18 protein-coding genes are annotated in these 20,972 nt (G+C 59.6%); 7 read left to right on the top strand and 11 right to left on the bottom strand.

What is annotated here, in order from left to right:
• The gene (locus FE702_RS10025) at positions 1-3,378 is read left to right on the top strand and encodes an efflux RND transporter permease subunit (RefSeq protein WP_147126088.1); all 3,378 of its coding nucleotides are present in this window, start codon (positions 1-3) and stop codon (positions 3,376-3,378) included.
• Between the two features lie 6 nt (positions 3,379-3,384).
• Here the strand turns inward: FE702_RS10025 and FE702_RS10030 are convergent, their stop codons facing one another.
• Positions 3,385-4,347, bottom strand: a complete 963-nt coding sequence (locus FE702_RS10030) for an acetyl-CoA carboxylase carboxyltransferase subunit alpha (protein WP_147126089.1) — start codon at positions 4,345-4,347, stop codon at positions 3,385-3,387.
• 174 nt (positions 4,348-4,521) lie between these two features.
• Between FE702_RS10030 and FE702_RS10035 the strand changes: the two genes are divergently transcribed.
• Both FE702_RS10035 and FE702_RS10040 read left to right on the top strand, forming a co-directional pair.
• Entirely contained in the window at positions 4,522-5,679 is a 1,158-nt protein-coding gene (locus FE702_RS10035) for a hypothetical protein (RefSeq protein ID WP_147126090.1), read from the top strand.
• Between the two features lie 209 nt (positions 5,680-5,888).
• Positions 5,889-6,731, top strand: coding sequence for an AraC family transcriptional regulator (locus tag FE702_RS10040; RefSeq protein WP_147126091.1), 843 nt, complete (start codon positions 5,889-5,891; stop codon positions 6,729-6,731).
• 122 nt (positions 6,732-6,853) lie between these two features.
• Here FE702_RS10040 and FE702_RS10045 read toward each other — a convergent pair whose 3' ends face one another.
• Genes FE702_RS10045 through FE702_RS10055 form a run of 3 tightly spaced genes read right to left on the bottom strand, consistent with a single transcriptional unit; the run spans position 6,854 to position 9,502 of the window.
• Positions 6,854-8,224, bottom strand: a complete 1,371-nt coding sequence (locus FE702_RS10045) for a glutamate--cysteine ligase (RefSeq protein WP_147126092.1) — start codon at positions 8,222-8,224, stop codon at positions 6,854-6,856.
• Positions 8,225-8,282: 58 nt separating this feature from the next.
• Entirely contained in the window at positions 8,283-8,798 is a 516-nt protein-coding gene (locus FE702_RS10050) for a hypothetical protein (RefSeq protein WP_147126093.1), read from the bottom strand.
• Positions 8,795-9,502 carry a 16S rRNA (uracil(1498)-N(3))-methyltransferase gene (locus FE702_RS10055; RefSeq protein WP_147126094.1) on the bottom strand — a complete coding sequence of 236 codons (708 nt, stop codon included), beginning with the start codon at positions 9,500-9,502 and terminating at the stop codon, positions 8,795-8,797. Before FE702_RS10055 ends, FE702_RS10050 begins: the two co-directional genes overlap by 4 nt.
• 105 nt (positions 9,503-9,607) lie before the next feature.
• On the opposite strand from FE702_RS10055, the gene ubiA reads away from it, so the two are divergent.
• The 4 genes from ubiA to FE702_RS10075 are packed head-to-tail and all read left to right on the top strand — an operon-like array spanning position 9,608 to position 13,733.
• A complete protein-coding gene (ubiA, locus tag FE702_RS10060) occupies positions 9,608-10,558 on the top strand; it encodes a 4-hydroxybenzoate octaprenyltransferase (RefSeq protein ID WP_255449649.1) in 951 nt (316 codons plus the stop codon).
• Between the two features lie 55 nt (positions 10,559-10,613).
• The gene (locus FE702_RS10065) at positions 10,614-12,488 is read left to right on the top strand and encodes an OmpA family protein (protein WP_147126096.1); all 1,875 of its coding nucleotides are present in this window, start codon (positions 10,614-10,616) and stop codon (positions 12,486-12,488) included.
• Positions 12,481-12,810, top strand: coding sequence for a hypothetical protein (locus tag FE702_RS10070; RefSeq protein ID WP_147126097.1), 330 nt, complete (start codon positions 12,481-12,483; stop codon positions 12,808-12,810). The genes FE702_RS10065 and FE702_RS10070 overlap by 8 nt, the downstream gene beginning before the upstream one ends.
• The gene (locus tag FE702_RS10075) at positions 12,810-13,733 is read left to right on the top strand and encodes a GNAT family N-acetyltransferase (protein WP_147126098.1); all 924 of its coding nucleotides are present in this window, start codon (positions 12,810-12,812) and stop codon (positions 13,731-13,733) included. The genes FE702_RS10070 and FE702_RS10075 overlap by 1 nt, the downstream gene beginning before the upstream one ends.
• 165 nt (positions 13,734-13,898) lie before the next feature.
• On the opposite strand, the gene FE702_RS10080 is transcribed toward FE702_RS10075, so the two are convergent.
• The 7 genes from FE702_RS10080 to uvrC form a co-directional block, all read right to left on the bottom strand.
• Positions 13,899-15,098: an HNH endonuclease gene (locus tag FE702_RS10080; protein WP_147126099.1), complete on the bottom strand. Its 1,200-nt coding sequence runs from the start codon at positions 15,096-15,098 to the stop codon at positions 13,899-13,901.
• Between the two features lie 139 nt (positions 15,099-15,237).
• A complete protein-coding gene (locus FE702_RS10085; protein WP_147126100.1) occupies positions 15,238-15,897 on the bottom strand; it encodes an MT-A70 family methyltransferase in 660 nt (219 codons plus the stop codon).
• A 385-nt stretch (positions 15,898-16,282) separates the two neighbouring features.
• Positions 16,283-17,425: a glycine cleavage T C-terminal barrel domain-containing protein gene (locus tag FE702_RS10090; protein WP_147126101.1), complete on the bottom strand. Its 1,143-nt coding sequence runs from the start codon at positions 17,423-17,425 to the stop codon at positions 16,283-16,285.
• A gap of 215 nt (positions 17,426-17,640) precedes the next feature.
• Positions 17,641-18,090 (bottom strand): molybdenum cofactor biosynthesis protein MoaE, encoded by a 450-nt coding sequence (locus FE702_RS10095; RefSeq protein WP_147126102.1) that lies wholly within the window; start codon positions 18,088-18,090, stop codon positions 17,641-17,643.
• Positions 18,090-18,341 carry a molybdopterin converting factor subunit 1 gene (moaD, locus tag FE702_RS10100; RefSeq protein ID WP_147126103.1) on the bottom strand — a complete coding sequence of 84 codons (252 nt, stop codon included), beginning with the start codon at positions 18,339-18,341 and terminating at the stop codon, positions 18,090-18,092. The genes FE702_RS10095 and moaD overlap by 1 nt, the downstream gene beginning before the upstream one ends.
• On the bottom strand, positions 18,338-18,997 hold the full coding sequence (pgsA, locus tag FE702_RS10105) for a CDP-diacylglycerol--glycerol-3-phosphate 3-phosphatidyltransferase (RefSeq protein WP_147126104.1): 660 nt from the start codon (positions 18,995-18,997) through the stop codon (positions 18,338-18,340). Before pgsA ends, moaD begins: the two co-directional genes overlap by 4 nt.
• A gap of 46 nt (positions 18,998-19,043) precedes the next feature.
• The gene (gene uvrC, locus FE702_RS10110) at positions 19,044-20,912 is read right to left on the bottom strand and encodes an excinuclease ABC subunit UvrC (protein ID WP_147126105.1); all 1,869 of its coding nucleotides are present in this window, start codon (positions 20,910-20,912) and stop codon (positions 19,044-19,046) included.
• Between the last annotated feature and the right edge of the window lie 60 nt (positions 20,913-20,972).

The following is a 20,972-nucleotide window of genomic DNA, read 5'->3' on the forward strand; positions in this document are numbered from 1 at the left end:
ATGCAAAAGGCTTCCGGCATCCTGTCTTATTTCACGCGTCACCACACCATCGCCAACCTGTTGATGGTGCTCATGGTGGCCGCAGGCATCTTTGCCTTCCCCAACATGCGGGCGCAGTTTTTTCCTGATGTCATTATCGACGACGTTACCGTCAGCACCTCTTGGCGAGGTGCCGGTGCCGAGGATGTGGACCGGGCGATTGTCCAGATCATGGAACCGACGCTCTTGGCCGTTGAAGGCGTGACATCCACCGCCGCCCGATCCTCTGAGGGCTCCGCGCGCATCACGCTCGAATTTGAACCGGGTTGGGACATGTCCCGCGCCGCCGATGACGTGCAGGTTGCTGTCGATAGCGTTGTCGGCCAACTCCCGGACGACGCCGAAGATCCTCGCGTCCGGCGCGGCGCTTGGCGGGACCGCGTGACGGATGTCGTGATTACCGGACCAGTCGGGGTTGATCAGCTTGGCCGCTTTGCGGATGAATTTGTCGTCCGCCTCTTTGCCGAAGGTGTCACCCGCACCACGATCCGGGGCGTTGCAGCCCCATCCACCATCGTGGAGGTGCCGTCGCTCTCTTTGATCCAATATGACGTCAGCATGTCCGAGATTGCCGACGCAATCGAAGAAGAGGCCGTTGCCGATCCGGCGGGCGATGTATCAAACGCAGCGCGCGTGCGCACGGGCGTTGCCAAGCGCGGCGCGGATGAGATTGGCGATATCGTCCTGCGCTCAAACCCGGATGGCTCCAAACTGCGCATCTCGGACGTGGCCACCGTGCGCGTCGAAGGCATCGACCGCAATCGAGCCTATTTCGTTGGTGAGAACCCCGCGATTTCGGTGCGCGTGGACCGCTCGGAACAAGGGGACGCCATAGACATCCAACGCACGGTTGAAGAGGTCGCGGCCGAACTGACCACGACCTTGCCGGCGGGCGTCAGCATCGACCTGATCCGGACCCGGGCCGAGGCCATCACAGGCCGTCTGAACATCCTGATGGATAATGGTCTCATGGGCCTCGCACTGGTGGTTGGCCTGCTGTTTCTGTTTCTCAATGCGCGCACCGCGTTCTGGGTGGCAGCGGGTATCCCTGTGGCCATGTCGGCGGCCATTGCCCTGATGTTTGCAGCAGGTCTGACCATCAATATGATCTCGCTCTTTGCGCTGATCATCACGCTGGGGATCGTGGTCGATGACGCCATTGTTGTCGGCGAACACGCTGACTACCGCTTCAGAACTCTGGGCGAACCACCAGAGGTCGCAGCCGAGAATGCCGCGCGGCGCATGTTCACCCCGGTATTCTGCGCCACCATCACGACAATCATCGCGTTCTTTGGTCTGGTCGTGATCGGTGGCCGCTTTGGGGACCTTATTCAGGACATTCCCTTCACCGTGATCGTTGTACTGATTGCATCGCTGGTCGAATGTTTCCTGATCTTGCCGCATCACATGTCGCGGGCGCTCGCAGCGTCGCAAAACGAGCGTTGGTATGACTGGCCTTCCCGCACGGTGAACAGGGGCTTCAACTGGGTACGCGACACCCTGTTCCGCCGCTTCATGCGTCTGGTTATCGCCCTGCGTTACCCCGTATTCGCGGGCGCCATCGTGCTCTTGGCCTCACAGGCCGTTCTGTTCATCAATGGCGATGTGAATTGGCGCTTTTTCAATGCGCCTGAACGCGGATCCGTGACCGGCAACTTTGCCATGGCTCCAGGGGCCACCCGCGAAGACACGCTTGAAATGATGCTGATCATGCAAAAAGCCGCCGAGGACCTTGGCCGCGAATATGAAGAGCGACACGGCACCAACCCGATCAGCTACGCAATTGCCGAAATCGGCGGCAACTCCGGGCGCGGACTTGCCGGTTCTGAAACAAAAGAGCCCGACCAACTTGGCTCGCTCGCCATTGAATTGATCGACGCCGACAGCCGCCCCTATTCGTCCTTTGCCTTTGTGGCCGACCTGCAAGATCGGGTCCCGCGCCATCCGCTGGTCGAAACCATCAGCTTCCGGGGCTGGCGCTCTGGGCCGGGAGGCGACTCTCTCTCCGTCGAACTCTACGGGGCCAACGCCGAAACCCTGAAAGACGCCAGCGAAAACCTGCAAGCCACCCTGTCCCAATTTCCTGAGGTATCCGCGCTTCAGGACAATCTGGCCTTTGATAAAGAGGAATTGATCCTCGAACTCACACCGCAGGGGCAAACGCTTGGCTTTTCCATCGACGATCTGGGCCGCGTCCTGCGCAATCGGCTCAACGGTATTGATGCCGTCGAATTCCCGGATGGGACCCGGTCGGCCACCATCCGCGTCGAACTGCCTACCGGGGAACTGACCGCAGACTTCATGGACCGGATGCAGCTGCGCACAGACGAAGGCGCTTATGTCCCGCTGGCCGATATCGTCACCGTTGACCGCAGGACAGGTTTTTCGACCGTGCGCCGGGAAAACGGCATTCAATTGATCTCGGTCACCGGCGATCTGTCAGAAGACGATCCTGCCCGCGCCACCGCGATTCAGGAACAGATGGAGGCCGAAATCCTGCCGCAACTGGCCGAAGATTTTTCAATCCAGTACCAGTTCTCTGGCCTGAATGAGCAGGAAAACAGTTTTCTTACCGATGCGAGAAACGGGTTGATGCTGGTCCTGTTGGGCATTTTCCTTGCGCTTTCATGGATATTCGGAAGCTGGACACGCCCGCTTGTCGTGATGGCGATCATCCCGTTTGGAGCCGTGGGCATGATCTGGGGGCATTACATCTGGGACGTGCCGCTCAGCATGTTCTCAATAGTGGGCTTCCTTGGAATGACCGGGATCATCATCAACGACTCGATCGTACTGGTGACGACCATCGACGAATACGCCGAAGATCGCGGCCTGATCCCGGCGATCATCGACGGCGCATCTGACCGGCTGCGTCCTGTCCTTTTGACCACGCTGACCACTGTGCTGGGCCTCGCGCCCTTGCTCTATGAAGGATCAAATCAAGCCGAGTTCCTGAAGCCAACCGTCATCACCCTTGTCTATGGGTTGGGGTTTGGCATGTTTCTCGTTCTGCTGATCGTCCCGGCCCTGATCGCGGTTCAGATGGATGTTGGCTCTCAGATCCGCACCTTCCGCCGCAGCCTTGCCATGGGCCGCCGTGCGCCGGTTGCCGTCTGGGCCTCGCGCCTTGGAGTGCTGGCGGTCGCTGCAGCCTTTGTCGCTACGCTGGGTTGGACTTTGGCCTTTGACACCATGGCAGGCCCGCTCGCCGATCTCGGGACTGAGGGGCTCGGCGCAGCCTTTGTCGGCTTTGCAGCGCTGAGCGCTGCGAGCTTGGTCGTGATATATGTGATGACAGCGCTTGGCCTAGCCGTCTCGCGTCGCAAGTCTGCAGCCTAAGCAGGCTTAAGCCGCCAAACCAGTCGACCCAATTGCGAGATATTTCTTACGCCGGTTGCTCACCAACTCATCACCGCTCTGCGGGGTCAATTCGCTCAGGAACGTGCGCAGCGTGCCGCCAACCGCCTGCATGGCCACATCGCGCGCACGATGTGCGCCCCCAAGTGGCTCTTCGATGATGCTGTCACAGACCCCTAACTCACGCAGGTCCTGCGCCGTCAGACGCAATGCCTCAGCGGCCTCGCGCATTTTTTCGGCATCTTTCCAAAGGATCGACGCACAGCCTTCGGGGCTGATGACCGAATAGACAGAATGCTCCAGCATCGCGACCCGGTTCGCCGTGGCAAAGGCCACCGCGCCGCCTGATCCGCCTTCACCGATGATCACGGAAATCACCGGCACCTTGACCTGCAAGCATTTCTCGGTCGAGCGCGCAATCGCCTCGGACTGACCGCGTTCCTCGGCCCCCTTGCCGGGATAGGCACCGGGCGTGTCCACAAGAGAGATGATCGGCAAACCAAACCGGTCCGCCAGATCCATCAGCCGGATCGCCTTGCGATAGCCTTCAGGCCGCGCCATGCCGAAATTGCGTTCAATCCGGCTTTTGGTGTCGTTGCCTTTTTCATGGCCAATCACCACAACCGGCTTGTCATCAAACCGCGCCAACCCGCCCATGACCGCATGGTCATCGGCAAAATTCCGATCCCCAGCCAAAGGCGTGAACTCGGTAAAGAGCGCGTTGATATAATCCTGGCAATGGGGTCGGTCCGCATGCCGCGCGACCTGGCATTTCCGCCAAGGCGTCAGATTGACGTAAAGATCCGTCAAAAGCTTTGCCGCCTTTTGATCCAGAGCAGAGGCCTCCGCCTCGACATCCATTTCCTCGTTCTCACGGGCCAGCGCGCGAAGTTCGCTCGCCTTGCCTTCAATCTCGGCCAATGGCTTTTCGAAATCGAGGTAATTGGTCATGCCGTGCGGTGCCTTGTCTTGTTCGGGCGGTCTTGGGCTATATGGCGGGGCTTTGACGTTGATGCAATGCCGCGCGCACTGCCTTGAAATTGACCGTCTGCCATCACCTGCGTAGGGTCAGGCCAAGCCCGGCACAAGACCGGCCTCATTTCAGACAAGCGGCAGGATCGCGCAGTGGCAAACCCCAAGACCTTCGAACTCCCGCTTTCGAGCTTTGTCTTCGACGGCTCGCATCCGTCCATGTTCCGCGACAGGCAGGGAAAATTCGAAGACCGCGCGCCAAATTATGACGACCGATACGACTTTCACACTTTCGTCTATGATTGCTTTTATCGCGATGACATCAACGAGGTATGGATCCTGTGCCCGCGCTTGCTGAACTTTATCGGTTTGGTGCGCGATATGGTGTTCTGTGTGGACGGCACCGAACACGGTCGCGTCAAGATCGAGAATCTCAGCCGCTGTTCGCTGATCCGGCTCAAAGGCGTGAAATCCATTCCACAGATCGTGCGTTTCGAACATGAAAAGGTGTCCGGCGACCTGCCCGTCGGCGACACGCGGCTCGATCTCTTTGCAGGTAAGAACGCCGTCTTTTCGATCAACAAGGACAACCGCCTTGAATGGATACAGGATTGGCTGCGCTTTTACGTGCGCGTCCATGGGCTGAACGCCATGGCGCTCGTTGACAACGGATCAACGACTTACTCCGTAGACGATCTGCGGGCCGCAATTGATGAGGTCGAGGGGATCGAGCGCGCATGCGTGATCTCGGCCCCGCTCCCCTTTGGGCCCAATGCCGAAGGTCAGGCCAACACGTCGTCGCTTTACCTTCAGCGCTCCACAGCCGAGATCATCCGTCGCCGACTGTTCAAGAACTGCCGCGCGGTGCTGAATGTCGACATTGATGAGTTGATCTTTTCGTGGTCAGGCCAGTCAATCTTTGACGCGACCGCACAGTCGGACATCGGCTATGTCCGCGCGAATGCGGAATGGATCTATGTGGACGAAGACACCGCCGCTCGGGTCAAAAAACCCCTCCGCCACGTCCACCACACCAATCTGTCCGTCCCCCGCAAGCCGGGCGCAAAGCGTCAGCCCAAGGCCAACCGCAAATGGTGCGTCGATCCCAACGGGAAATACGGCGAACACCAGTGGCTGATGCACTTTCTGGAAAACCAGAAAGACCCCATCGACCTTGATTTTCTGATGCTCCACTGCCGCCAGATTTCGACCTCATGGAAATACGAACGTGGTGGTTTGGACGGGATCGCACTTGAGCCATTTCCCGAGTTGGAAGTGTTAATGAAGAAGACGTTTCCCGAGTACCTTTGATAAACTCACCTGCCCGGTGGGAACCACCGGGCAGCGCCCGACCCTCCCGTCGTGCCAAAGGCACGCTTGCAGCGTGACGGGAGGGCGCAATGCGCCCACCCAGGGTCAGGCGCAGCCCTCATCAAAGAAATACGACCCAAAACTCAGCAAGATTTGTCAAAACGCTCTGCGCTACGTCATCCTTGGAACGACGAAGACGGGAGCCCCCCATGACAAGCCTGAGCCAATACGAAGCCCGCATGCGCCGTGTGTTGGAATACATCTACGACAACGTCGATGGTGACCTGTCGCTGGATGCGCTCTGCGATGTGGCCGCCATGAGCCGGTTTCACTGGCACAGGGTGTTTCACGGCATGACAGGCGAAACCTGCGCACAGGCCGTGCGCCGGATGCGCTTGCACCGTGCCGCCTGTTGGCTTGTCCAGACGGACCGCACGATCCCCGACATCGCCAAGGCAACCGGGCTCGGATCACAGGCAGCCTTCACGCGTCTCTTCAAAGACGCCTATGGCACCACCCCTTCGACGTTCCGCAACCGGGGCGAACTGCGCTCCATCATGCTCAGAAAATCACCGGAGGATTTCGTGATGTACACTGTGGAACTGACCACCATGCCCGCCCAGCGCCTCGGCGCGATTGCTCATAAGGGTCCCTATCTTGAGGTCGGCGCCGCCTTTGAACAAGTGCAGGCTATCATGACCTCGCGCAATCTGTGGTCTCATGCCACCGGCATGGCTGGCGTTTACTATGATGACCCCAATGCCGTGGCTCCGGAGGAGCTGAAGAGCCATGCAGGCGTGATTGTCACCGACGCGATGGACATGCCAGACGTGCTGGAAGAAGTCCCCTTGGCCGCAGGCCGCATCGCCCGCCTGCGCTATACCGGACCCTATGCAGGCCTCCGCGCCGCCTATGACTATCTCTACGGCGAATGGCTACCCAACTCATCCGAGGAACCCCGCGACGCGCCAGTGATCGAGGTTTATCTCAACAGCCCGCATGACACCGCGCCAGAGGATTTGGTGACGGATATTTGTCTGCCACTGCAGTGAGTCGGCGCTGATCAGACGAACCGCCCGGTGGGGACCACCGGGCAGCCCCCGACCGCCCCCACGGGCGGGGGCTTCACCCCCACCCTCGGTCGGGGCCAGCCCTCATTTCAGTAAAAGCACAGTTAGTAAGAGTACTCCGGAAAAATCCGGCTCAGATCGCCACTCCACTCCCCGTGGAACTTCTCAAGCAACTCGTCCGCAGGCGTCTGGCCACTTTCCAGACTGTCCTTAAGAGCATTCAGGAAATGCGTCTCATCCGGCACCATGCCGCCCGCGCCGGGAAGCGCCCGCGACGCCAAACCAGCATCCGCAATGCCGACAACCTCGCGTGCAAGGTCATGCATCTTGATCCCGCCCACTTCGGCCTGCAATCCCGCGACCGAAGCCTGCACCCGCAATTCTTCGCGCGTCTCGGCATCCCAGCCTTTGACCAGATCCCACGCAGCATCCAACGCGCCCTGATCATAGGTGAGCCCAACCCAAAACGCAGGCAGTGCACACAGCCGCCGCCATGGCCCGCCATCCGCGCCACGCATTTCGATGTATTTCTTCACCCGTGCCTCGGGAAAGACTGTCGTCATGTGATCGGCCCAGTCGCTTAGCGTTGGCGTCTCACCCGGCAGCGCAGGAAGCTTGCCCTCTAGGAAATCCCGAAACGACATGCCCAGCGCGTCGATATATTCGCCATCACGATAGACGAAATACATCGGCACATTCAGCACGTAATCGACCCATGCTTCGAACCCGAAGCCATCGTCAAAAATGAACGGCACCATCCCAGTACGGTCATCGTCCAGATCGCGCCAAATGCGAGACCGCCACGATTTATGACCGTTTGGCTTGCCCTCAAAGAACGGCGAATTGGCAAAGAGCGCGGTCGCCACAGGCTGCAACGCGACGGCCACGCGCATCTTCTGAACCATATCGGCCTCGGATGCGAAATCGAGGTTCACCTGAACCGTACAGGTACGCCGCATCATCGACCGGCCCATGGTGCCGACCTTCTGCATGTAGGCGTCCATCAGCTTGTAACGCCCTTTAGGCATCAACGGCATCTCGTCATGGGACCATGTCGGCGCAGCGCCCAGCCCAATGAACCCGGCTCCGATATCATCGGAAATCGCCTGCACCTCTTTCAGGTGGCTGTTCACCTCGTCACAGGTCTCGTGGATGGACACGAGCGGCGCGCCCGACAACTCCAGTGCTCCGCCGGGCTCCAGCGACACATTCGCACCACCCTTGGTCAGCCCGATAATGTTGCCGCCTTCCTCAACCGCGTCCCAGCCGAACCGGTCTCGCAGCCCCTCAAGGATGGCTTTGATGGACCGCGGTCCGTCATAGGGCAGCGGCTTCAGGCTGTCTTTGCAGTAGCCGAACTTCTCATGCTCGGTCCCAATGCGCCAATCGTCCTTAGGCTTGCACCCGGCTTCCATATAGCCAGCAAGCTGGTCAAAGCTTTCGATCGGCCCGCCGCCGGATTGAGGAATAGACATGGGGCAGGCCCTCGTTCGTATGGTCTGCGCCCAGAGGTGGCGCGACCCACCCGCGAAGTCAATGCAGCGCGCGCCGATCTTTCTGCCAAATCAGGAACCTGTCTGTGCGCTCAGCCCGGACGGCCTGTGCAGCCTGATCGTAATTCAGTCCCGGCAGCGAGACGAGCGCATCCAGCAGCTCTTCGGCCCCTGTTGCATCGCTCGGGATATTCAACACCTGCCCCTCGTCATCGCGGAACCGCCAGATCAAGCGACCGCTTGGGCTGGTCTCCACTTCGACGCGGACCAGGGCCTCGACCGACAGCGCCCCGCCGCCATGCCCCGAGAGATAGGCAATGCGGCGTTCATCGACCTCAACGATCCCAGGACCGCCGCCGCCCTTCGGCAGTTGCACGCGCCTCCACCCGACAAAGGCAACAGCCGCGCCGATCACGGCAATGACCGCGCCAAGGATGGGCGCAAGCCCGGTTCCTGAGATGGTCCAATTCACACCAATCGCCATCAAGATCACGCCAAAACCCACCTCGCGCCATGTCATCAGTGTCTCGCGCGCCTCTGGCCGGATCCAGCTCATACCCAATCCCCTAGCTTCTGCTGCCACAGCGTCAGCGCCGCCACCGCCGCCGTATCCGCACGCAGGATGCGGGGACCAAGGCTGACGGTGTGGCCAACCTCGGCAAGCTGAGCGCGTTCATCGTCTGAAAATCCGCCCTCCGGGCCAATAAAGATCGCCCATGGCCCGGGTTGCTCTGGCAACACTCCGGCCTCGGCCGTCTCGTCGCAGAACATGATCCGGCGCTCGCTTGCCCAGTCACGCATCAGCGCGTCGAACTTCACAGGCTCGGACACCTCTGGCTGGATCGTTCCGCCGCATTGCTCAATCGCGGCCAAGGCATGGGCCTGCAACCGGTCCACACGCACCCGGTCCGAGTTAGTAAAGCGGGTGATCATCGGTACAATCCGCGCCGCGCCCAACTCCGTCGCCTTCTCGACGATGAACTCGGTCCGATCCTTCTTGATCGGTGCAAAGCACAACCAGACGTCCGCTGGCATGCGATCCTCCGCTACGAGCCCCTCACAGACCACCACGCCGCCGCGTTTTCCCGCCTGCGCCACGGTCGCTGCCCACTCGCCGTCCCGCCCGTTGAACAGGCGCAAACCGTCGCCTTCGCCCATCCGCATGACGTTGAACAACCGGTTCGCATGGTCGCGGTCCAGCGGAACCGTTTGCCCCGCGCCCAAAGGGTGATCTACATAGAGCCGCACAACATGTTTCATGCGCCGTTTATGGCCCATCTTCGGCCCCGGGGTGCAAGGGGCAATTCAGCAAACCGACCCGCCAATCTTCTTGCTTCAAATACTTCCGCCGGAGGCAAACCCAACATGAGCCAAGCACCCGAAGGTCAGGTCGCTGACGCAGTCAAAGGCAACTGGGTCGATTCCTACGCCCCGGCATGGACCCGCCCCTACCTTCGCCTGTCGCGCGCGGATCGGCCCATCGGCACATGGCTTTTGTTCATTCCCTGCATCTGGGGCACGCTTCTGGCCGCCTTGGCCGACGGAAATGCACGGCTTTGGGACCTGTGGATCATTGCGGGTTGCGGCATCGGTGCCTTCCTCATGCGGGGCGCAGGCTGCACATGGAACGACATCACCGACCGCGATTTTGATGCTAAGGTTGCGCGCACAAAATCCCGGCCAATCCCGTCGGGACAAGTCACGGTGCGCGGCGCGGTCATGTGGATGGTGCTGCAAGCGCTGATCGCCTTTGGAATCCTTCTGTCCTACTCTGTCCAGACGATTGCCGTCGGTATGACGTCTTTGATTTTCGTGGCGATCTACCCCTTTGCCAAACGCTTCACATGGTGGCCGCAAGTCTTTCTCGGGCTGGCGTTCAATTGGGGAGCGTTGCTGGCATGGACCGCGCATAGCGGCTCGCTCGGATGGCCAGCGGTGGGGCTTTACCTCGCCGGGATCGCATGGACCCTGTTCTACGACACGATCTACGCCCATCAGGATACCGAGGATGACGCGCTGATTGGCGTGAAATCCACCGCACGTCTCTTTGGCGATCAGACGCCCGCATGGCTGCGCCGCTTCCTCGTGATCACGGTGACCATGATGACGGTCAGCGTCATTGCTGCCGGACTGAACGCCAGCCCTCTTGCGCTCGCCTTTGCCCTTATCGGACCGTGGGCCATGGGCTGGCACCTCATGTGGCAGTTGGGGCGCTTCAACCCCGACGACAAAGCCAGCCTCACACCGCTTTTTCAGTCCAACCGCGACGCGGGCCTGATCCCTGTGCTCTTTTTCGCCGCTGCCCTTGCGGTGTGATTGATCCCGCCCGCGCGACGGCATAGACCCGTAAAGCGGGAGAGAAGCACCAAGAATGCGACTATCAAACATTGCACCTTTTGCACTGGCCTTTGCCTTGGCTGGCGGCGCGGCATACGTCGCGGCGATGGGATCGGTGAAGTTGCTTGAAAGAAACTCGATCGCCGATGTGGCGTTCGAGCTGGAACTGGCAGGACATGACTGGGCCAGCGTTCAGGCTGACGGGCTGCAGGTCATCCTGTCAGGCGAAGCCCCGACCGAGGCCACCCGTTTCAACGCGCTGTCGGTCTCGGGCACCGTCGTCGATGCCGCGCGACTGATCGACAACATGAACGTAACCGAAGCCCAAGAGATCGTCGCACCGCGTTTCTCGATCGAAATCCTGCGCAATGACGCTGGTGTGTCCCTGATCGGCCTGATCCCGCAAGACACCGACCGCGACCTCGTCTTGTCGCGCATTGAGCGCGTCGTGGGCGATGCGCCGGTCACCGACCTTCTGGAGACCTCGGACTTTCCTGAACCTGACGGCTGGGCCGAGGCCGTGGATTACGCGCTCGACAGTCTGCGCGACCTGCCAAGATCCAAGATCTCGGTCGAAGCAGGCAGCCTCGACATCACGGCCATCACCGACAGCCAAAGCGAAAAGGCGCGGCTCGAAGGGCAACTGACCCGCAATGCCCCGCCAGAAGTCCTGACAGCGATCCATATCTCCGCGCCCCGTCCGGTGATCTCGCCCTTTACGCTGCGATTTTTGTCAAACGGATCAACAGCACGCTTTGATGCCTGCTCTGCCGATACCGAAACCTCGCAACGCGCAATTCTGGCCGCAGCTGTACAGGCAGGCATGAATGACAAAGGCGAATGCCGTCTCGGCTTGGGCGTGCCCACGACACAGTGGGGCGAAGCTGGCGTCGTCGCGATCCGCGCAGTTGGCGAACTCGGCAGCGGCAGCGTCACAATCGCGGATACCGAAGTTACGCTGATCGCAACAGAAGGTACCGACGCGGACCTATTCAACCGCGTCAGTGCCCGCCTCGAACGCGACCTTCCAGACCTCTTCAGCCTCACCGCCGTTTTGCCAACACCGGTAGATGACAGCGAAGAAGGCCCCGCCGAATTCATTGCCACCCGCAGCCCCGAAGGCGACGTGCAGGTGCGCGGCCACATGGGCGACACCTTGTCCACGAACGCAGTCGAAAACTATGCCAAGGCCCGCTTTGGCGCCGACACGGTCTATGTCGTGCCCGAAGATCACAGCGCCCTGCCACAACGGTGGTCGCTGCGGGTGCTGGCCGGGCTCGCCGCGCTGGCCGAATTGAACAACGGCGCCGTGACCGTCACCGAAGACCGCGTGAGCGTGCGCGGCAACTCCGGCAATCCCAATATCAGCGCCGCCGTGGCGCAGGTGCTGGCCGATGAACTAGGCGAGGGGCAGGATTTCTCGATCAACGTGTCCTACAGCGAAGCGCTCGACCCCAACGCCAATATCCCGACCGTGGCGGAATGCATCGAACAGGTCGTCAGCATCGGCACGGCGCAGAAGATCACGTTTGAACCCGGCTCCTCGACGCTCGACAGCGCCAGCCAGCAAACCGTGCGCCAGATTGCCGACGTGCTGCGAACCTGCCCAGAATTCGAAATGGAGGTCGCCGGCCACACCGATAGTCAGGGTCGCGAGGAAATGAACCTATCGCTCAGCCAGACCCGCGCCGAAGCGGTCCTCACGGCGCTCCGCGACGAACGCATCGCGTGGCCCGGTTTGCGCGCACAGGGCTATGGAGAAACAACGCCCATCGCCGATAACGGCACCGAAGAAGGCCGCGAAGCGAACCGCCGTATTGAGTTTACTCTGATTGAAACCGACACTGACGCCACCGACGCAGACCCGGCAGCAGCAGACAGCACCGAAGAAGAGACTGAAAGTGAATAGAAGCGAACTCATCCTCGCCACGGCGATCATCCTCTTCGTCGCCTTTGCCCTTGGCTGGTTCGCAAGCTGGCTGGTCAATCGCTTTACTCGCGTCAGCAAATCGGACGTTGGCGAACTCGACCGGATGGCCCAGCAATTGCACGAGGCCGAGGAAACCCGCGATCAGGCCATCACCTACCTGCAGCAGCGCGAGGCCGAGATCACAAATCAGCTAACCCAGACCGAAGCCGAACTACGCGCCGCGATGGACGGGCTGCGCGACGCACGGCGCGAGGCCGAAGAACTGCGCGCCTTTATTGACCGCAACAACATGGCGGGCTGATGGCCGCAGAGATCGGCTCTGTCCACTATCGCCGTGCCACATCGGATGACCTTGAAGCCATCGTTGATCTGCATGTCGATGTCTGGCGTGCCACCTACCGTGACCTTGCCCCGGCAGACGCCTTTGACGCCCTAGGCCCGAGCAAACGCCGGGCCGGATGGGCCGCAACGCTGGCCTCGACCGCCCAATTCACCTTTGTTGCGTGCCACGCAGATGTCCTTTTGGGCATGATGTTTGTCGGCCCCGCCACACAGCCCGCCTATGGCGACGCGGGAGAAATCAAGCACCTTTACGTCGCGCGTTCCGCTGCCCGGAAGGGGATCGGGCGTGCGTTGCTGGCGATGGGCCTGAACCACCTGCGCACAGAGGGGTACAGCCGCGCAGGTCTTGCTGTTGTGCAGGGCAACACGCAGGCCGAAGCATTTTACGCCGCCCAAGGCGGAGAGCCATCTGGCAGCTTCACCGATGAAGGGCCGCTCTGGCGATCCCTGAACACGATCTACACGTGGACACTTGATCCGGCCCTAACGGTGGTCGAGGACGATACCGAGGCCTACGCCGAATACGCCGCCAACTTCGCCGATTACAATGCCAAGGCCGCAGGGCTGACGACCGACACGTTCAGCATCGTCAAACGCGACGAGACGGGCAAAATCATCGCCGGAGGCCGCGGTCACGTCTACCTCGGCGCGCTTGAGGTGCGCGGCCTGTGGGTCGACCCCGCCCTGCGCGGCACAGGCCTCGGCTCATCCCTGCTCACCGCCATCGAATGCGAAGCCCGCACCCGCGGCGCCACCAAGGCCATGCTCTACACCTACTCATGGCAGGCCGAAGCTTTCTACACCCGCCACGGCTACCGCGCATTCGGAAGGTTCGAGTTTCCCGCAGGCCACGCCCGGATTGATATGGAGAAGGGGTTGTAGGGGAGGGGTTGGGGGTTGCGGCAAAGGGCTGGTTGGAGCGCATTCTGCCGATGCTGCCTCGCGCGCAAAGGTCAGCGATGCGCAGGAAACGGACTTTCCAAAGTTATGTTCGTCGGTCACCTATTGAGACTTGACCTATCCACGGAAATCGGCCTCGCGCGACACTCACGAAAGATGTCCGAAGTATTGCGCGTGCCATTCCAAGAATTCCACCGCGAAGTCGTGATCAGACAAGAGCTCGAGCCTCCTTCCGTCAAAGCCCGTGTCATCCGTGGCACTTCGGACGATTGGATTACCTTTGTTCGGATTAATCCACACCCCACCTCGGTCGAATGCTTTGTGATGGTTTGGGCAGAACGGTAGAATGTTTTGGAGATGGTCAGGTCCTTTGAAGGGGTCGCCTACCGGCTTCACGTGGCCCGCCTCAGAATACGTCGTCCCAGTCGGGTCGATTACAAGCGCGACCCCGCAGATCGCACAGCGGTTTTCATACAGAGCTTTTACCCATTCGGCGTGCTGCCGATTCCTGACTTGGCGCTGAGCCCGAGCATAGGCCCGCTGCACAACGGTCAGGGTTAGATCGGTCGGTTTCTTGGGCTTGGCATTTTCTCTACGCATCTTAGGGCTTGGAGGACTGCCGGAACGGGGGGCTGTGTTCAACGGGGTTTTCGCAGTCCCGCCGGTAGCTTCCATGTTGGTAAAGCGAGCTGGTCCGCCCAAGTCTAGGTATTCCTCGATCACGGAAAAAGCTGCGTATGGGGCAAGCGCCGGATCGGCTGCGGTTAGTGCCCAAAAGTCTTCGGTCTCGACAAACGACAGAATGTCCTGCGCTGACATTTTGAGGCTGATTTCCCGGTCGAAAATGCAGCGGTCCAAGAACAGGAAGAGTGCGCTTGACCACCAGTCTTCTCTCTCCGAATTGGTCAGCCCAAGAAGGCTGGATTGCTGGTACAGGAAGTGCAGGTTTGTGGCGAACTTTCTCGGCGACGCAGCACCGTAATCCATTGCCCCGGAAGCGAAGAACTCTTCGATCTTGTCAGACGTGATTTTGCTCGTGTCCCAGCTAAAGCCATTCCATACTTCCTCAATTACGAAACGCCGCGCCCAAGGAGCCGGATGTGACTGATAGGGGCGTGCCCGATCCCAAGCCCCAACGCGACTGAAATTCAGCGCGCACATTGCCAATCGGTCAAAGGACTGGTCATGGTCACGGGCCAATGCCTCCAGTACCAACTGGTCAGGAACGACGTAGCTATCCCCGCGCTCTACCAGATTGTAGAAGAAGAAATTCAGTGGAACGAGCGGGTCACCGTCCGCCTTTTGGGCGATTATTTTCCGCGCCGTATCTCTCAGCACAGGTTTCATACCATGTGAAAATACGGCGTTGGTTACCCGGTGCAACAACCCCAAGCCAGGAGCATCCCCCCAGCCGAAGTTTTTGGAGAAAGACCCCGGACGGCTTTCTAACGATTTCCAATCCAACTACTACGGTGCCTCTTATATCCTATTCGGCAGCACTTACGGTAGAGTTGTAAGCATAGGTTTTCCAGCTTGGCTTGTAATCGGCATCTGCCTGGTTGCCCCAAACCGTCCAGCCTTCCCGAACGCCACGACCGAACAACTCAAGGAACGGCCCCCATGAGCACTCTTCGATAATTTTATACTGCTCGTCCGGCTTGCGACTGTGTTCCCGTTTCCGGGTTTTTAGAAGGTCGCTGTCAGGCTCTTCTGCTTCGATGAAATTTACTTTAGACCTGCCCGGCGCGAGTGTACGCACATTCTTGCCGCGCGTCCCGAACAACAAGATTTCAGTCACGTTTCGGAAGTAAAAGCCAACGCCGCGACCGTCTGGACCGCCATCTTTTCGGACCTTTTCCCAAACGATGTTCGACTTGTATTCGAAGCCCCACGCTTTCAGCACCTGCAAGCCTTCGGGAAGAAGAGCGTTCGGAACCCAAAGGTAGCAGTGTGCGCGGTCTTCTAGATGATCGGAAACCGGAAGGGCGCAAATGTCGTCGAGCGTCATCGTAGGGTACCGAGCAAGCCGCTTGTGCTCAGGTGCAATTTTGCCGGTGCGGTTTTGAAAGCGCCACGGTGGGTCAGCCATCACCGTCGCAAACTTGTCGTGGCCTAAAAATCGGCTGAGGTCATCCGCTGCGGTCATTGTTCTTTCCCTTGTGCTCTAGCCGAGTCCTACCTCAGCATCTTGTATGCAGCAAATAATTAAGTAATGATGAGGAACTGCGTTGCAAACGGCAGCTATAACTAATCGCTGTCCGGACCAATTGGTGGTCCGCTTTGATCTGACTTCGGTCATTGTCATTTGCTGTGCACAAGACAGCTTGGTCCGCAAAGCAGCCCCCCACCACACCCCACTCCGTTGCAGATTCTGCATCCGCGATATGCATGGAATTGCTTCGCTTTTGCATGGATCGTGCATCACTCTGCTAGGCCAAATGCCCACCTTCCCCATGGGAACAGATGGCCTGGCCGCATAAAACAAGGGGTATGCACAGGCCAGCCAGTCAAAGGTATCAGTCCGTCTTGCCCTAGGCCGCTGCAATGCGTTTTTTCGGGTCAAAGAACGGACGCTCTACGACAGTTGCGCGGGTTGGTCCGGATGGCAGCATTACCTCTACCTCGGCCCCCAGAACGGCATGGTCGCTTGCTACCATGGCCAGTGCGATGTTCTGTTTCAGGCGGGGCGAATAGACGGCCGAAGTCACTTTGCCGATCTCGTCGCTGCCCTGATTGATCGTCCAGAAGGTCGTGTTCGGCCCGGCCAGTGGTTCTGCCTCGATCACCAACCCGACCTGCTTGCGCTTGGGGCCTTCGTCCCGGATCCGGCGCAGCGCGGCTTTGCCGATGAAATCAGCGTCCATATCCAAATTGACCAAGCGGTCCAGCCCAAGTTCATAGGGGTTGGTGTGGATGTCGGCATCCGCATGGTAGGACAGCATCCCACCCTCAATGCGGCGAATGGACGAGGTATGTCCCGGTTTCAGCCCGTGTTCCATGCCTGCGGCCATGATCCGCTCCCACAGCATGTCACCCTTTGAGCCGTCCCTCAGATACAGCTCATAGCCCAGTTCGCTCGACCAGCCGGTGCGCGAAATGACAAGCGGGATGCCTTCCAGTTCGACTTCGCGCAGCCAGTAGTATTTCAGCTCACGCACGCTTTCACCGAACAGATCAACCATGATCTCACCGGATTTCGGCCCCTGCAGTTGCAGCGGCGACACGTCGGGTTCACAGATCTCAACGTCCAGATCCGAGTGCACCGCAACACCTTGCGCCCAGAGCAAAATGTCGCTGTCAGCCAGCGAGATCCAAAAGTGATTTTCCGCCAGACGCAACAGGATCGGGTCATTCAGAATGCCCCCATCGGCATTGGTGATGAGGATGTATTTGCACTGTCCAACGGCCATGTTCGACAGATCACGCGGAGTCAGCATTTGCACAAATTTCGCGGCATCCGGACCGGTGATCTCGACCTGACGCTCCACAGCCACATCACATAGAATCGCGTCATTCACGAGGTTCCAGAAGTTCTGCTCCGGGTCCCCGAAATCGCGGGGGATGTACATGTGGTTGTATACCGAAAATCTCTGCGCGCCCCACCGCACCGTCGCGTCGAAAAATGGGGATTTGCGGATTTGCGTGCCAAAGCCAAAGTCTTGCGTCTGTGTCATGAGTTCGCCCTCCCGGCAGGAAACCTTTCGGGGGATGTAGGGCAAGTGATTTTGAGGACAGGACGAGATGCGACCCTTTTCAGGGCCATTCAGACCAAAGCGGCGTCATTTCGAGACGCCATGATCCAAAATCCCTTCTCTGCGGAGGTCTTTTGATGGTCGCGGTGAACTTGATCTTACGGAAGGGCGCGTCCCGAGAAGGATGCAACGGCGCCTCAGCGCGTCTCCCACGCTTTGAGCGCGTCTTCGTCTTCCTCGGTCGCCGCGACCCAACGGTCTTCCCCGGCCACCCGTTCATTCTTCCAAAACGGCGCGCGGGATTTGAGGTAGTCCATCAGGAAATCAGCGGCCTCGAACGCGGCTTTGCGGTGGCGCGAGGCTGTGGCGACCATCATGATCGGCTCCTCGGCGCGCAATTCACCATAGCGGTGCAGGATCAACACATCAGACAGAGGCCAGCGGTCCTGCGCGTCTTGGGCGATCTTCGTCAACGCCCGTTCGGTCATGCCGGGATAGTGTTCGATCACCATGTGTTCGAGCGCATCATCCACATCCCGCACCAGCCCGGTAAAGCTCACGACCGCCCCTGCGCCAGACACACCCGCCGTGAACGCGTCCAGCAAAGCGCCGGGTTGAAACGGCTCAGACTGGACCCGAATATCCATCAGCCGCCCGTCATCGGTGGGAAAAACGCCACCTCTTTCGCGCCCGCCAGTGGCGCGTCAAAGCCCACCAGTTCTTGATCCACGGCGACCTTCAACGCGCTGATATCCTGAAACGCCACCGCATAGCGTTCTTCACGCGCGCGCAACTCCTCAACCAGTTCAGCAGGGGTCGCCGCGTCGGTCTCAACCTCTTCGCGGCCTTCGCCGATGCGCTCGCGCAGCCACGCGAAATACAGAACCGTGAGCGTCATGTGTCCCTCAGATGTGGCAGGGCCTTGCGGAAATAATCCCAGCCCGTGATTAGCGTCAGAATGGCAGCGGCCCACATCAGAATAAAGCCCCCCGTGCGCGCGACATTCGTCGCAGCCTCGCGCCAGCGCAGACCGAAAAGGTCCTCTTCTGCACCTGACAGGATCGCATCAACCAAGGCAGGGTCCATGCCAACGATCCGCTCATACAGCCCGTGTTCGATGATGCCTTTGCCCAAGAGCACGCCAATCGCGACCATCTGAACGGCAGTCTTCCATTTAGCCAGTTTGGTGACCTTTAGCGTGCCAGCCGTGTCACCCAGATATTCGCGCAGCCCGCTCACAAACACTTCACGAAAGGCAATCAGCGCCGCTGGCACAATCACATGCACCTGCGCGCCATAGATCGACACCACCGCGATCAAGGCAAGGATCACCATCGCCTTATCGGCAATCGGGTCGAGCATCGCGCCCAGCTTTGACGTCTGCTTCCAAAGCCGCGCGAGGTACCCATCCAGAAAATCCGTCAGCGATGCGCCCACGAACAACACCAAGGCAATCCAATCCGCATAGGGCCGCGGCAGGATCAAAAAGATCAACACCACCATCGGCGCGGCAATCAGACGAAAGATCGTCAGGATGTTTGGTACGTTCAGCATGGCATCCGAATATCACGGCCTCCCACCGCAGCAAGGGGAAGGATGATCATCCCCGCTCATGGAAGTAGTCATAGATCTTCTCGGCCAGCCCTTCGTTGATCCCGTCGACCGCCGTCAGGTCTGACAGGTTCGCGCGACTGACGGCCTTTGCTGAGCCGAAATGGGCGAGCAGGGCGCGTTTGCGGGTCGCGCCGACGCCGGGGATGTCGTCGAGCGGGTTTTTCGACATGCTCTTGGCCCGCTTGGCGCGGTGGGTGCCGATGGCAAAGCGGTGCGCTTCGTCGCGCAGGCGCTGGACGAAATAGAGGACGGGGTCGTTGTGGCGCAGGGCCTTCACCGTTTTGCCCATGCGGTGAAATTCCTCCTTGCCTGCATCACGATCCACGCCCTTGGCCACGCCGATCATGTCGATATCTTCGACGCCCAGTTCAACCATGATTTCATGCACCGCGCTGACCTGTCCCTGCCCGCCGTCGATCAACAGAAGGTCGGGCCAAGTGCCGCCTTCGCGGTCCGGGTCCTCTTTCAACAGGCGTTTGAACCGGCGGGTCAGGACCTCTTTCATCATTCCAAAGTCATCGCCGGGGACGAGATCATCACCCTTGATATTGAATTTGCGGTACTGGCTTTTGATCAGGCCCTCTGGCCCGGCCACAATCATACCGCCGACCGCGTTGGTGCCTTGAATATGCGAGTTGTCGTAGACCTCGATCCGCTGCGGCGGGGCTTCAAGATCAAACGCTTCGGCCAGACCTCTGAGCAGCTTGGTCTGCGTCGCGCTTTCGGACATCTTTCGCGCAAGGCTTTCGCGAGCGTTCCGAGTGGCCCCTGCGATCAGTTCCAGCTTTTCGCCCCGTTGCGGCACAGCAACTTCAACCTTGCGGCCTGCCTTTTCGGTCAGCGCTTCGGCGACCAGCGTGCGGTCTTCCACGTCATCTGAAATCAGCACGAGGCGGGGCGGTTCACGGTCTGAGTAGAACTGCCCCAGAAAGGCCTGCATGACTTCTGCGACCGACGCGCCCGAGGTGACACGCGGATAGTAATCGTGGTTCCCCCAGTTCTGGTTCGCGCGGATGAAAAACACCTGAACACAGGCCTGCCCGCCATCCATATGCAGCGCGATCACGTCAGCCTCTGCCACGCCTTGCGGGTTGATGCCTTGGGCCGACTGAACCTGCGTCATTGCGCGGATGCGGTCGCGCAGGGCCGCGGCGCGTTCAAACTCCATCTCTTCAGACGCTTTGTGCATCTGCTCGGCCAGTTGTGCCTGAATGGCGGTCGATTTCCCGCGCAGGAACTGATCGGCATCCTTCACAGACGCCTTGTAATCATCCTCGCTGATGTACCCCACGCAAGGCGCGCTGCAGCGTTTGATCTGATACAGCAAACAGGGCCGCGTCCGCGCATCAAACGTAGCATCAGAGCAATTCCGCAGCAGAAACACTTTCTGCAATTGGTTCAAGGTGCGATTGACCGCGCCCGCGCTGGCGAAGGGTCCGTAATAGTCGCCCTTTTCCTTTTTCGCGCCACGATGCTTCTTGATCTGCGGAAAGGCGTGGCTTTTGCTGACCAGAATATTGGGGAACGATTTATCGTCCCGCAGCAACACATTGTACTTCGGCTTGAGCTGTTTGATCAGGTTTTGCTCAAGAAGCAGCGCCTCAGTTTCTGTCTTGGTCGTCAGAAACATCATCGAGGCTGTCTCAGCGATCACCCGATAGATGTGCGGCGCATGCGCGTTGCCGCGCGCATAATTCGATACCCGGTTTTTCAGGTTCTTGGCTTTGCCGACATAGAGAACCCGCGATTGGCTATCCAGCATTCGATAGACGCCGGGCGACCCATCAAGCGTGCGAACGTAGTCGGCGATGACCGACTGTCCGACCCGAGGAGATGCAGATGTATCAGCGCTCATTCACCTAACCGTGATTCTTGAAACGGCTGCCCTGTTAAACTTTCTTACGCAAGTCTTAAG

Origin of the sequence: Shimia ponticola (genome assembly GCF_007995215.1) — a bacterium.
GTDB lineage: Bacteria > Pseudomonadota > Alphaproteobacteria > Rhodobacterales > Rhodobacteraceae > Shimia_B > Shimia_B ponticola.